This window comes from Anoxybacillus sp. ST70 (assembly GCF_019553625.1).
Lineage (GTDB): Bacteria > Bacillota > Bacilli > Bacillales > Anoxybacillaceae > Anoxybacillus > Anoxybacillus gonensis.
Map to the genome: position 1 here is coordinate 105,253 of NZ_JAHZOF010000004.1, position 12,777 is coordinate 118,029.

The window sequence follows — 12,777 nt, forward strand, 5'->3', positions numbered from 1 at the left end:
AAAAACTAGGAAGAATAAACTTCCTAGTTTTTATTGCTTTCTTCTTGAAGAAGCTCTTCATCTAACTGTTCTAATTCTGCATCAATATCTTCCTCTACCTCGTCTGATGATGTATCTACGACGGCGATGCGTACTTTCGTTTCTCCAATGACTTCTGCAACAAACTCGCGCTCTACTTCCACAGTGACTTTATTTCCATTTGGAGCAATCGTGCATTCTAAACAATTCGGCTGTTGAACAACGCGCGCAATCACTTCTTGTTCTTCACTAATAAGCTCTTCATTACGATACTTTAACGGAATGACATCTGTGTACGATACTGTTTCTGTCAGCACTTCCGTTTTCGTATTATCGTTGTACGAATACCAAACGTTCACATCATACTTTCCATGAATTTCAACACTACGATCCACTTTTTTCGCTTCGTATCGATGATTAATAATCCAGCAACCGAGCACGCTTGTCGGACGATGTTGCGCGGAAACGGTATGCGTCGATTGCGTAAACTTTCGTCCTTTTCCCACGACTGCCTTTGTAATAATTTCTCTGTATTGGGACATGAAACAAACCCTCCTCAAAAATGCATTGTTCATTTTATCCTATGCACAGGAAACATAAAAGTGTACAAAAAAAAACAATCATTCCGTATAGTTCATTGTATGCAACTTCTTCGAAATATGTACGAAAAATAAAAAAAGAGCCCATATGAAATGGACTCATTCATGACAATGACCGCAATGGCTATGTTTCACTTGGGCACCTGTTTCTCCGCGTAACACATCGCCACCTGTCGATGTAATAATTTCGTCTGTCACTGTTTTTGAAATGGTGGATGCAACAAGCTGCAATAAATCGTTAATTTCTACTTGTGATTGTTTAAATTGTTCTACAATTGGAATGTCTGATAGCTGTTCGTAAACCTCGTCAATTTCTGCTTCCACTTTTTTCAGCGCTTCAATTTTTCCATAATGTTGTAAGTTGACAGCTTGTTTTTGTAACGATTTAATTTTAGCAATCATCGTGCGCACTTTTTCATTTTCATGAATTTTTGCTTCTGCTTGTTTAAAAATTTCCACTTCTTCTGTTTCAGCAATCATTTTAGCTAATTCTTTTGCCTTCTGTACGATGTCATCTTTCGTATATTTCGCCACGTTATTTCACCTCAATCGCTTCTTCTACCATTTCTCCGTTTAACGTCCACGTTTTCGCTTCTGTAATTCGCACGTTCACCAGTTGACCGATCGCAGACTTTGGCCCAACGAAATTAACAAGCTTGTTTTTGCGCGTGTATCCAGCAAGAACATCTGGATTGTTTTTGCTTTCCCCTTCTACTAATACTTCGACAACTTGTCCCTCATATTCCTTCATTTTCTTCGCAGAAATTTCGTTTACTAATGCATTTAATCGTTGTAAACGCTCTTTTTTCACTTCCATTGGGACGTTGTCAACCATTTTTGCTGCCGGTGTTCCTTCACGTGGCGAGTAAATGAACGTAAATGCTGAATCAAATTCGACTTCGCGATAAAGCGACAACGTTTCTTCAAATTGCTCATCCGTTTCATTTGGGAACCCGACAATGATGTCCGTTGTAAGCGCGACACCTGGAATGGCTTCTTTAATTTTACGAACAAGCTCCAAATATTGTTCACGCGTATATTTACGCGCCATCATTTTTAACACTTCACTACTTCCAGACTGTACAGGCAAGTGAATGTGCTCAACTAAATTTCCGCCTTTCGCCAACACTTCGATTAAACGGTCATCAAAATCACGCGGATGACTTGTAGTGAAACGAATGCGTGGAATATCAATTTTGCGTAATTCATCCATTAAATCACCGAGACCATATTTCATATCGGTAAAGTCTTTTCCATACGCATTCACGTTTTGTCCTAAAAGAGTAATTTCTTTATATCCTTGTGCGGCTAAGTGACGTACTTCTTGGATAATATCTTCTGGACGGCGGCTGCGCTCTTTGCCACGTGTATATGGAACAATACAGTACGTACAAAACTTATCGCAACCGTACATAATATTAACCCACGCTTTAATATTTCCTTTTCGCACTTTCGGTAAATTCTCAATGACATCGCCTTCTTTTGACCATACTTCAACAACCATTTCTTTTGACATGTATGCTTCTTTCAAAATATACGGAAGACGATGAATATTGTGCGTACCAAAAATCATATCAACGTATTGGAATTGTTTTAAAATTTTATTAACAACTGACTCTTCTTGCGACATACAGCCACATACCCCAAGCAATAAGTCAGGGTTGTTTTGCTTCAATGGCTTTAAGTGGCCAATTTCTCCGAATACTTTGTTTTCCGCGTTTTCACGAATCGCACATGTATTTAACAAAATGACGTTTGCATCTTCAGGGCGATCTGTCGGTTCATAACCAAGCGCCATAAAAATACCAGCCATCACTTCTGTGTCGTGCTCGTTCATTTGGCAACCATACGTACGAATGTAAAATTTGCGACCATTCCCCATACCGCGAAATTCTTCAGGAATAGAAAAATCTTTATGATATTTTACTTCCTCTTTTCCGCGTTTTTTTGCTTCTTTCAAAGATGGGGGAACAAATACAGTTGAAAAATATTTTTCATAATCTTGACTCGTTTTTTGCTTTAGACGCTGTAAATTTTCATCCAAAGCGGATTTTTTGTCCGTTGGATGATCTGTTTCAATTTGTGCTGTGTACTGTAAACGTTGTTTTTCGTTCATCGTTATTCTCCTTTCTTCTGTTCATAGATGCACACTAACATAGTATATTATTTTCCGGACTTTTAAACAATGTTTTTTCCATGAAAAAGAGGATGGCCGCTACCACCCTCTTTTCTATCTTACATAAACTCTGCAACGAGTTGATCAAATTTTTCTTTACTCATTGTTAAATCCGCTTCAGTTAGTGGTTTTTCGCTATAACCAGGCACAAGATCTTGATATGATTTACGTTCTTTATTTTGATAAATAAGCCCTGTCACAAGCCCTTTATGTTTCATTAACGTTTGCATGGCCATTTCGCGATTAGACGGATCGTATCCTTCAATTGAACTTAAGCTCGTTAAATTGTCTTTAAACCAATCATATGTGTTCACTTTATTGTATGTGACGCAAGGGCTAAATACGTTAATGAGTGAGAACCCTTTATGCTTCATACCCTCTTCAATTAATTGCGTCAACTCTTTTAAATCGCTAGAAAAGCTTTGAGCGACGAATGTTGCCCCTGCTGTTAATGCCATTTCCATAATCGACAACGCTGGCTCAACTGACCCTTGTGGTGTACTCTTCGTTTTAAATCCAACTTCACTGCGCGGTGATGTTTGACCTTTTGTTAATCCGTAAATTTGGTTATCCATGACGATGTACGTAATGTCGATGTTACGTCGAATAGCATGAATTGTATGCCCCATTCCGATCGCAAATCCGTCACCATCGCCACCAGCAGCAATAACAGTCAAATCGCGATTTGCCATTTTTACCCCTTGAGCAATTGGAAGCGCTCGACCGTGAACACCATGGAAGCCATATGAGTTAATGTAACCAGAAATACGACCTGAACAACCAATTCCAGAGACAACAACAAGTTCATGTGGTTCAAGTCCAACATTGGCAGCTGCGCGCTGAATGGCTGCTTGCACAGAAAAGTCGCCGCAACCTGGACACCAGTTCGGTTTAATATTATTACGGAAATCTTTAAATGTCGCCATGTTTAAAACAACTCCTTGCATTTTGTATAAACTTCGTGCGGTAAGAACGGGTTGCCATCATACTTCAACACGTTAAATACTTTCTCAGCATGTCCAACGTTCATTTTTAAGATGTTGGCAAGTTGTCCTGTTGCGTTATTTTCAACAACAACAACTTTTTTCGCTGATTGCACAAGCGGCAACATTTCTTCCGTCGGGAACGGATGAATGAGACGAACGTGAGCATGGTTTACTTTTATACCATCGCGTTCTAATCGTTCCATCGCCTCTTCAATCGCCCCGCGCGTCGAGTTAAATCCGACAATTAATATATCTGCTTCTTCATGCTTCACATGTTTATGAACTGGTGTCGGGAATTGAATATGTTTTAACTTGCGTAAACGCTTATCCATTTGTGCAATACGGTTCGCTGCGACTTCAGAAGGACGACCTGTTTCATCGTGCTCAACACCTGTCACATGGTGAATACCGTTTTTCATTCCCGGCAATACGCGTGGTGATACACCGTCTTCAGTCACTTCATATCGTTTGAAGCAACCTTTGTCTGGAATTTCAGGAAGTTCTCCTGTGACAAGTTTGCCGCGACGAATTTCAATTTTGTCATACTCTAGCGGCTCAACAGTTTGCTTTCCTAACGAAAGTTGTAAGTCTGTTAAAACGATGACTGGGCATTGATATTCTTCTGCAATGTTAAACGCTTCGACCATATCGTAAAACGCTTCTTGTACAGTACTCGGAGCGATGACTACTTTCGGAATCTCGCCATGTGTACCGTAAATCATGGCCATTAAATCTGACTGCTCTTGTTTCGTCGGAAGACCTGTACTTGGGCCACCACGTTGCGTATCAACAATGACAATCGGCGTTTCTGTAATTCCAGCTAATCCGATCGCTTCCATCATGAGCGAAAGACCTGGCCCAGCCGAAGCTGTCAACGTACGCACACCCGCATAGTTTGCACCAATAGCCATTGTACAAGCAGCAATTTCATCTTCTGTTTGAATGACCGTGCCACCAAACTGCGGAAGCTTTTTAATTAAATATTCCATAATCTCAGATGCCGGTGTAATTGGATAAGCGGCCATAAAACGTGCACCGCCAGCAAGCGCACCAAGTGCAATCGCGTCATTTCCAATCATAAACATTCTCTTTTTGCCATCTGCTTTTTCAAGCTGCATTAATTGAATGTTGTCACCAAGCTGTTCGCGCATAAACTGAGCGCCCGCTCTGATCGCTTCCATATTTTTCGCAACAACTTGCTCACCTTTGCGACCGAAAATCTCCTGAACGACCCCTTCATATACGCTAATATCGAGACCGAGTACTGCGCTAGAAGCTCCGACTGCAACCATGTTTTTCATTAATGCTGTTCCTAATTCTGTTGCAATATCTGTAAATGGAACCGCATACAACGTAGCTCTTGACTCGTCCGGAATCGTCGGATTAAACTTCGCGTCTGCGATGACGATCCCACCTTGACGTAACTCATGGAAGTTGAAATCAATTGTCTCTTGGTCAAAAGCTACTAATATATCAAGATCATCGGCAATCGAACGAACTTGTGTCGTGCTAACACGAATTTTATTGTTCGTGTGACCACCTTTAATGCGAGATGAAAAGTGGCGATAACCGTATAAGTAGTAGCCTAGTCGGTTGAGCGCAATGGAGAATATCTCTCCCGTACTTTCAATACCTTCCCCTTGTTGTCCTCCAACTTTCCACGAAAGTTGACTAATCATGTCTTACACCCCTTTAAAGTTCCATCAATTGTAACGTAACGTTTTACGATTATAAGTGTAGCACTTTTCCAAAAAAAGCTCTACCATTTCGCTTAATAAATTTTTTGAAAAATTTCATATACTAAACGCTTTCATTCTAGCCCTATTGAAAAAAAATTGCAACATATTTGTTACAAAAATGTGAATTTTTCTTCCGATTTTATTGGGGGATTCGCTCATAAAAATTGCAAAACAAAAATTTTTTTACCTGTTCCTCTTTAAAATGCTTTAACAATTCATCAATGAAACGTGGATAATAAGAAACATTTTCCAATTGTTCAACTGTTTCAAAAATGCCGTCAAAATCAGATCCAAAACCGATGTGATTTTCTCCACCTAACGAACAAATATGATCGACATGACGTAATACATCTGTCACCGTTGTCGTATGGGCATCGTGACGTAAAAATTGCGGAACAAACGTCACACCGATGACTCCGTTTTTCTTAATAAGTGCTTGAATTTGATCATCACGCAAATTGCGAGGATGCGGACAAAGCGTATATGCATTCGAATGTGAAGCAATCGGATATTGAGCTAATTCCATAACATCCCAAAACGCTCGCTCACTTAAATGAGATACATCCGTCCAACACTGTTGTTCATTTAATAGTTGAACGACTTCTTTTCCGAATTTCGTCAACCCTCCCCCACGTTGCTCTAGAGCACCGTCTGCTACCATATTCGCATCATTCCAAGTTAAACCAACAGAGCGAACACCAAGGCGAAGAAGTGTGCGTAATTGCGTTAAACTTTCTCCTATGGCTTCACATCCTTCTAATGTGAGCATCGCTCCAATTTCATTCGGTTGTAGTTGATCGATTTCTTTTTTTGAGCGAACCACTTTCATATTCGGTTGCGACACAATTTTCTCGTAAAAATCATCAATCATCTCTAACGCGACAAAAAAGCGTGACTCTGGTCTGATATGTTTCGGAATATAAATCGCAAATCCTTGTACAGTTACACCGGCCTGCTTCAATCCATCGTATGTGACATGTAGCGATGAACTCCGCTCAAACGATACATCTTGGTCACAAAATAGTTGATATAAAACATCACAATGAGCGTCAAATATACGCACAACGACCCCTCCATACGAAAATTCGCTCTTTCCCATATGATAAAAATAACCTGTTTGCTATGCAAGCAAACAGGTTTATGTGTATTAACGCGGCTCAACAATAAGCTTAATTGCTGTCCGCTCTTCCCCATCAATTTGAATGTCCGTAAACGCAGGAATACAAATGAGATCAACTCCGCTCGGTGCTACGAATCCTCGCGCGATCGCTACTGCCTTAACGGCCTGATTTAATGCACCTGCGCCAATTGCTTGAATTTCAGCTGCACCGCGTTCTCTTAACACGCCTGCAAGTGCACCAGCTACGGAATTAGGATTAGATTTTGCTGAAACTTTTAATATCTCCATTTCTAGCTCCTCCTCGTTTCTAACAATTGCTTATGAAAAGTTGTACTGTTCATTATATATTCGTCCCTGTTTGCTCGTATTCCTGCTACGATATGTATTTTTTTCAGAAAAATCTTAAAAGAGGAACTAGTCAAAATACGGATGATCGTCATTGATAATAATTCGTTGAATAGACCTCGTTTTTCCGTTTTTTTCGTCTATTTCAATGAGCACAGCATTCAATTGTGTTCGACCTGTCGTCACTTCAAATCGAACTGGAAGTCCTGTTAAAAATTTGCGCAATACTGCTTCGCGATCCACCCCTAAAATACCGTCATAAGGACCCGTCATACCGACATCAGTAATGTATCCTGTTCCATTTGGCAAAATGCGTGAGTCAGCGGTTTGAACGTGTGTATGCGTGCCAACTACTGCGCTTACTCGGCCATCTAAGTACCATCCCATCGCTTGTTTCTCACTCGTTGCTTCTGCATGAAAATCAACGAGAATCACAGGAGTCCGCGCAAGCGCCATCTCGACTAATTCATCTGCTTTTTTAAACGGGCAATCGATCGCTGGTAAAAATGTTCTTCCTTGTAAGCTAATAATCGCTACCTCATATCCTTCCACATGAACAAATACGATCCCTTTTCCAGGTGTGCCTATTGGAAAATTGGCTGGACGAACAAGCACTTTCGCTTGGTCAATAAACTCGAAAACTTCACGATTATCCCACGCATGATTGCCAAGCGTTACTACATGCACTCCTATTTCTACAAAACGTCGATATATTTTTTCAGTAATTCCTTTTCCACCCGCTGCATTTTCACCGTTTACAACAATAACATGGGGCTTATATTTTGCTTTCAGTTTCGGCACATATTCATCAATCATTTTTCGTCCCGGTTGTCCTACGACATCACCGATAAATAATATTTTCATTGTACTACCCTTTCTATACTCATGATCTCTATTTTTCAGTTTCGCACAAAATAAAGCATTTATCAATACGAAAAAGCTACCCCGAATAAGGAGTAGCTTTTACTTTGCGTATTCAACAGCTCGTGTTTCACGAATCACTGTAACTTTAATATGCCCTGGGTAATCAAGCTCTTCTTCGATACGCTTGCGAATGCCACGCGCTAAACGATGCGCTTCCAAGTCATCAATCATATCTGGCTTAACCATGATACGAATTTCACGTCCAGCTTGGATAGCATATGATTTTTCAACACCTTCATACGACTCAGCAATTTCTTCAAGCTTCTCAAGTCGACGAATGTAGTTTTCCAACGTTTCGCTACGAGCGCCTGGTCGAGCAGCAGATAAAGCGTCTGCCGCAGCAACAAGAACAGCGATAATCGACGTCGGTTCCGTATCACCATGATGGGACGCAATGCTGTTAATGACAACCGGATGCTCTTTATATTTCGTTGCGAGCTCTACCCCGATTTCGACATGGCTTCCTTCTACTTCATGGTCAACAGCTTTTCCGATGTCATGAAGGAGACCTGCTCGTCTTGCAAGCATTTCATCTTCCCCTAGCTCAGCTGCCATTAAACCAGCTAAATATGCAACTTCCATCGAATGTTTAAGCACATTTTGTCCATAGCTTGTACGGAACTTTAAACGCCCTAAAATTTTAATTAAATCTGGATGCAATCCGTGGACACCAACTTCAAACGTTGTTTGTTCTCCCACTTCACGAATATGCTCATCCACTTCTCTTCTCGCCTTCTCGACCATCTCTTCAATTCGTGCCGGATGGATACGCCCGTCTTGAACGAGTTTATCTAGCGCAATACGCGCTGTTTCACGACGGATCGGATCAAAACCAGATAAAATGACCGCTTCCGGCGTATCATCAATGATAAGGTCAATACCTGTTAACGTTTCTAATGTACGAATGTTACGCCCTTCACGTCCGATGATTCGGCCTTTCATTTCGTCATTCGGCAAGTTCACAACAGATACAGTTGTTTCTGCCACATGATCAGCAGCACAACGTTGAATGGCAAGCGATAAAATTTCTTTTGCTTTTTTATCCGCTTCTTCTTTCGCTTTCGTTTCTGCTTCTTTAACCATGAGCGCAATTTCATGCGAAAGTTCTTTTTCTACACGCTCTAAAATGATTTGGCGTGCATCATCACGCGTCAAACTAGAAATGCGCTCTAGTTCGGCTTGTTCTTTTCGAACGAGTTCTTCCACTTTGCTTTCCATCTCTTCAATATGCTGTTGTCTTTCATTCAGAGAATTCTCTTTCTTTTCAAGCAATGCTTCTCGCTTGTTTAACGCTTCATCCTTTCGATCGAGATTCTCTTCCTTTTGCAACAAACGGTTTTCCTGTTTTTGTAACTCACTTCTTCGTTCGCGAATTTCTCGTTCTGCTTCAACGCGAAGTTTGTGAATCTCATCCTTTGCTTCAAGAAGCGCCTCTTTTTTCAATGCGTCTGCTTCTCGTTTCGCTTCTTCGATCATTTGTTTGGCAGCTGCTTGTGCACCACCAATTTTTGCCTCGGCAATGGATTTACGAACAAAAAAGCCAACAACTGCACCGACGACTAGGGCAAGCAAAGCGGAGATGATCGTTTCACCCATTGTCCTCACCTCCTCTTGCTATAAATTCGTTACTTCATCAATGTCGGCATGTACATTGCAACCATTCAACATACACTTCAAAATTGTCAAATATACATGTACATTTTAAAGGTGACCTTTCATATTGTCAAGGCTTGTCATTGTGGGAAAGCGTTTCATATCGTTTTATTTCCCAAAAAAAGAGGGTGTTCCAAAAATAACGGAGCACCCTTTCCATAATTATATATACACATAATCACTTTTTTTATTGAAGCAAGGCGACCTTTTTAATCAATTTTTTACTCTAAAAAGTCTAGATCATCTTCACGCACAGATGTCGTCGATGCCCCTGCTGTAATGCCATAATGTTGGCGAATTTCACGCGCAATTTCTTCCATAATGTGTGGATTTTCCTTTAAAAATTGTTTTGCATTTTCTCGCCCTTGTCCTAATCGCTCATCTTTATATGAATACCAAGCGCCACTTTTTTGAATAATGTCGAGTTCAGCACCCATATCAATAATTTCGCCTTCTTTTGAAATTCCTTCGCCATACATAATATCTACATCCGCTGTTTTAAACGGAGGCGCCACTTTGTTTTTCACGACTTTAATTTTCGTCTTATTTCCAACCATGTCGTTGCCTTGTTTAATTTGTTCTGCACGACGCACTTCTAAACGAACAGACGCATAAAACTTCAATGCACGACCTCCAGGAGTTGTCTCTGGGTTCCCAAACATAACTCCCACTTTTTCCCTTATTTGGTTAATGAAAATGGCGATCGTTTTAGATTTGTTGATGGCGCCTGATAGTTTACGTAGCGCTTGGGACATGAGTCGCGCCTGCAATCCAACGTGAGCATCACCCATTTCCCCTTCAATTTCTGCCTTCGGAACAAGAGCTGCGACTGAGTCAATGACGATAATGTCAACTGCCCCACTTCGCACAAGTGCTTCGGCGATTTCTAACGCTTGCTCTCCTGTATCTGGCTGTGAAAGCAACAATTCATCGATATTGACCCCTAATTTTTCAGCATAAATAGGGTCTAACGCATGTTCCGCATCAATAAATGCAGCTTGACCTCCTTGCTTTTGCACTTCTGCAATCGCGTGAAGGGCAACCGTTGTTTTCCCCGAAGACTCCGGACCGTAAATTTCAATAATCCGTCCGCGCGGATATCCTCCTACGCCTAGCGCAATATCAAGAGCAAGAGAGCCACTCGATACCGTCGAAATTTGACGATCTGTTTGCTCCCCTAGCTTCATAATTGAACCTTTTCCAAACTGCTTCTCAATTTGCTTTAACGCTTGTTCTAATGCTGCTTGACGATCGTTCAAAGAAACTCCTCCTTTTGCTTGTGAAAAATAAAGCAGTAACTGCTACTTATTACTATACAGCTTTTCTATTTATTTGCCAAGAAAAAATCGAATAAGTGTTCGTAAATTAATGTAGCAATTGCAGCAAATAATAACAACCGTATTTCGCTGTACGCATCCGAATGGCTCGGCGTCCGCCTGATAATGTAAGGCCAAATGTCTTTGTCCCTTGTTCTGTCGCAATCCCTATCCATACCGTTCCTACTGGCTTTCCTTCCAACTCGTTCGGTCCTGCAACACCTGTAAAACTAATACCGATATCGCTTCCACAAAGTTTTCGAACATTTTCTGCCATCAACTGCGCACATCGTTCACTAACTGCCCCCTCCGTTTGTAATATTTCTTTCGGCACATGGAGCACATTTTCCTTTATTTCATTCGTATAACAAACAACTCCCCCCGCGATAACTGTAGAAGCCGTTGGGAGTGCTGTCATTTCTTCTAAAAATAAACCTCCCGTTAAACTTTCAGCAACAGCGAGCGTCTGATTGTTTTCTTTCAATGTAGCTAACAATTTGCTAAACAACGTGTCATCATTATAACCGTAAAAGTAAGGACGAACGCGGGCTAAAATGTTTTGCTCCAACTCATCAATGAGCCGCTTTGCTTCTTCTTCACGCTCATGCTTCGCTGTTAAGCGAAGAGTTACTTCGCCATCAGACGCCAGTGGAGCAATCGTCGGATTTGTTTGAGCATCGATGAAATCCTCAATTTCTGCTTCTAACTGTGATTCACCGATATGAAAAAAACGGAGAACACGTGAAACAATTTTCTCGCGAACATGACGTTTTTGCAATAAAAAAGGACGTCCATATTTGATGAACATCGGTTGCATTTCTTTTGGCGGTCCCGGGAGGAGCATGTACGTGATGTGATCAACAGTTATTGCCATTCCCGGGGCCATCCCATGTTCATTTTTTAACACATAACTTCCTTCCAATACGAGCGCTTGTTTTCGATTGTTCGGAGACATTGGGCGCTTCGTTTTCGAAAAATAATCACAAATAGAACGCCATGCTTCTTCATCTAAAACGAGCGATTTATTTAACATGTTTGCAATTGTTTCTTTCGTTAAATCGTCTTTTGTCGGACCAAGTCCCCCTGTGAAAATGATTAAGTTCGAGCGTTGCTTCGCTACTTCAATCGCATGTGTAAGCCTTTGAGGGTTATCGCCAACAACCGTATGGTAATACACATCTATTCCTATTTCAGCTAATTGTTGCGATAAAAACTGAGCGTTCGTATTTGCAATTTGACCAAGTAAAAGTTCTGAACCGACCGCAATGAGTTCTGCTTTCATCTTTCTCCCATCCCTTTTTATTTACTTTGAATGACGAAATGCGTGTTTATTTTTCGCAAAGTAATCCCATCCTGACCAAATCGTGAAAACAAGTGCAACCCACAACGAAATGTCCGCAAACGGAAACGACAAAAGCGAAAAAGGAAGATTATGCAAAAGAAGCGCAGCAATCGCTACAATTTGTGTCCACGTTTTAATTTTTCCAAGCATATTTGCTGCTACCACTTCACCTTCTCCCGCTAAAACAAGCCGTAATCCGGTTACAGCAAATTCACGGCTAATAATGACAATCACGATCCATGCAGGAGCTAAACCTAATTGGACAAGCGCAATGAGCGCAGCAGATACAAGTAATTTATCTGCGAGAGGGTCAAGAAACTTCCCTAAATTCGTTACTAATCCATATTTTCGTGCATAGTATCCATCAACCCAATCGGTTGTTGATGCGATGATAAAAATAAGCGCAGCTATGGCGTGTGTTACCGGCAACTGTTCTGTTCCGATTTGAATCACACCGAAATCAATCGGTGCCAACAAAAAAATAAGAAAGAAAGGAATAAGCAACATTCGCGCAATCGTAATTTGATTCGGTATATTCACAACACTGACCTCCAACACT

Annotated in this window: 12 protein-coding genes; all 12 read right to left on the minus strand. The window is 41.0% G+C overall.

The window, feature by feature from the left end; genetic code table 11:
• Window positions 1-23: 23 nt before the first annotated feature.
• The 12 genes from K1I43_RS07575 to pgsA all read right to left on the minus strand — a co-directional run bounded on the left by K1I43_RS07575 (window position 24) and on the right by pgsA (window position 12,758).
• Window positions 24-560, minus strand: coding sequence for an outer spore coat protein CotE (locus K1I43_RS07575; RefSeq protein WP_009362668.1), 537 nt, complete (start codon window positions 558-560; stop codon window positions 24-26).
• Window positions 561-716: 156 nt separating this feature from the next.
• Entirely contained in the window at window positions 717-1,151 is a 435-nt protein-coding gene (locus K1I43_RS07580) for a YlbF/YmcA family competence regulator (protein WP_019418277.1), read from the minus strand.
• A gap of 1 nt (window position 1,152) precedes the next feature.
• The gene (gene miaB, locus K1I43_RS07585) at window positions 1,153-2,733 is read right to left on the minus strand and encodes a tRNA (N6-isopentenyl adenosine(37)-C2)-methylthiotransferase MiaB (protein ID WP_009362670.1); all 1,581 of its coding nucleotides are present in this window, start codon (window positions 2,731-2,733) and stop codon (window positions 1,153-1,155) included.
• Window positions 2,734-2,852: 119 nt separating this feature from the next.
• Window positions 2,853-3,719, minus strand: a complete 867-nt coding sequence (locus K1I43_RS07590) for a 2-oxoacid:ferredoxin oxidoreductase subunit beta (protein ID WP_009362671.1) — start codon at window positions 3,717-3,719, stop codon at window positions 2,853-2,855.
• Window positions 3,720-3,721: 2 nt separating this feature from the next.
• Complete coding sequence (locus tag K1I43_RS07595; protein ID WP_009362672.1) at window positions 3,722-5,458, minus strand: 2-oxoacid:acceptor oxidoreductase subunit alpha; 1,737 nt, start codon at window positions 5,456-5,458, stop codon at window positions 3,722-3,724.
• A 199-nt stretch (window positions 5,459-5,657) separates the two neighbouring features.
• Window positions 5,658-6,617 carry a dipeptidase gene (locus tag K1I43_RS07600; protein ID WP_049720876.1) on the minus strand — a complete coding sequence of 320 codons (960 nt, stop codon included), beginning with the start codon at window positions 6,615-6,617 and terminating at the stop codon, window positions 5,658-5,660.
• A gap of 48 nt (window positions 6,618-6,665) precedes the next feature.
• Window positions 6,666-6,926 carry a stage V sporulation protein SpoVS gene (gene spoVS / locus K1I43_RS07605; protein WP_003181955.1) on the minus strand — a complete coding sequence of 87 codons (261 nt, stop codon included), beginning with the start codon at window positions 6,924-6,926 and terminating at the stop codon, window positions 6,666-6,668.
• A 126-nt stretch (window positions 6,927-7,052) separates the two neighbouring features.
• Window positions 7,053-7,847: a TIGR00282 family metallophosphoesterase gene (locus tag K1I43_RS07610; protein WP_009362674.1), complete on the minus strand. Its 795-nt coding sequence runs from the start codon at window positions 7,845-7,847 to the stop codon at window positions 7,053-7,055.
• Window positions 7,848-7,946: 99 nt separating this feature from the next.
• Window positions 7,947-9,503, minus strand: coding sequence for a ribonuclease Y (rny, locus tag K1I43_RS07615; protein ID WP_026011789.1), 1,557 nt, complete (start codon window positions 9,501-9,503; stop codon window positions 7,947-7,949).
• Window positions 9,504-9,781: 278 nt separating this feature from the next.
• Window positions 9,782-10,819 (minus strand): recombinase RecA, encoded by a 1,038-nt coding sequence (gene recA, locus K1I43_RS07620; RefSeq protein ID WP_026011788.1) that lies wholly within the window; start codon window positions 10,817-10,819, stop codon window positions 9,782-9,784.
• Between the two features lie 106 nt (window positions 10,820-10,925).
• Window positions 10,926-12,158 (minus strand): competence/damage-inducible protein A, encoded by a 1,233-nt coding sequence (locus K1I43_RS07625; RefSeq protein ID WP_021094601.1) that lies wholly within the window; start codon window positions 12,156-12,158, stop codon window positions 10,926-10,928.
• Window positions 12,159-12,179: 21 nt separating this feature from the next.
• Entirely contained in the window at window positions 12,180-12,758 is a 579-nt protein-coding gene (gene pgsA / locus K1I43_RS07630) for a CDP-diacylglycerol--glycerol-3-phosphate 3-phosphatidyltransferase (RefSeq protein ID WP_026011787.1), read from the minus strand.
• Window positions 12,759-12,777 lie beyond the last annotated feature (19 nt).

What these genes read in the sequence shown, in the direction of transcription:
- rny (WP_026011789.1), bottom strand. Translation starts at nt 9,503, where the DNA reads ATGGGTGAAACGATCATCTCCGCTTTGCTTGCCCTAGTCGTCGGTGCA.
- spoVS (WP_003181955.1), bottom strand. Translation starts at nt 6,926, where the DNA reads ATGGAGATATTAAAAGTTTCAGCAAAATCTAATCCTAATTCCGTAGCT.
- K1I43_RS07610 (WP_009362674.1), bottom strand. Translation starts at nt 7,847, where the DNA reads ATGAAAATATTATTTATCGGTGATGTCGTAGGACAACCGGGACGAAAA.
- K1I43_RS07600 (WP_049720876.1), bottom strand. Translation starts at nt 6,617, where the DNA reads ATGGGAAAGAGCGAATTTTCGTATGGAGGGGTCGTTGTGCGTATATTT.
- K1I43_RS07625 (WP_021094601.1), bottom strand. Translation starts at nt 12,158, where the DNA reads ATGAAAGCAGAACTCATTGCGGTCGGTTCAGAACTTTTACTTGGTCAA.
- miaB (WP_009362670.1), bottom strand. Translation starts at nt 2,733, where the DNA reads ATGAACGAAAAACAACGTTTACAGTACACAGCACAAATTGAAACAGAT.
- K1I43_RS07590 (WP_009362671.1), bottom strand. Translation starts at nt 3,719, where the DNA reads ATGGCGACATTTAAAGATTTCCGTAATAATATTAAACCGAACTGGTGT.
- K1I43_RS07595 (WP_009362672.1), bottom strand. Translation starts at nt 5,458, where the DNA reads ATGATTAGTCAACTTTCGTGGAAAGTTGGAGGACAACAAGGGGAAGGT.
- K1I43_RS07575 (WP_009362668.1), bottom strand. Translation starts at nt 560, where the DNA reads ATGTCCCAATACAGAGAAATTATTACAAAGGCAGTCGTGGGAAAAGGA.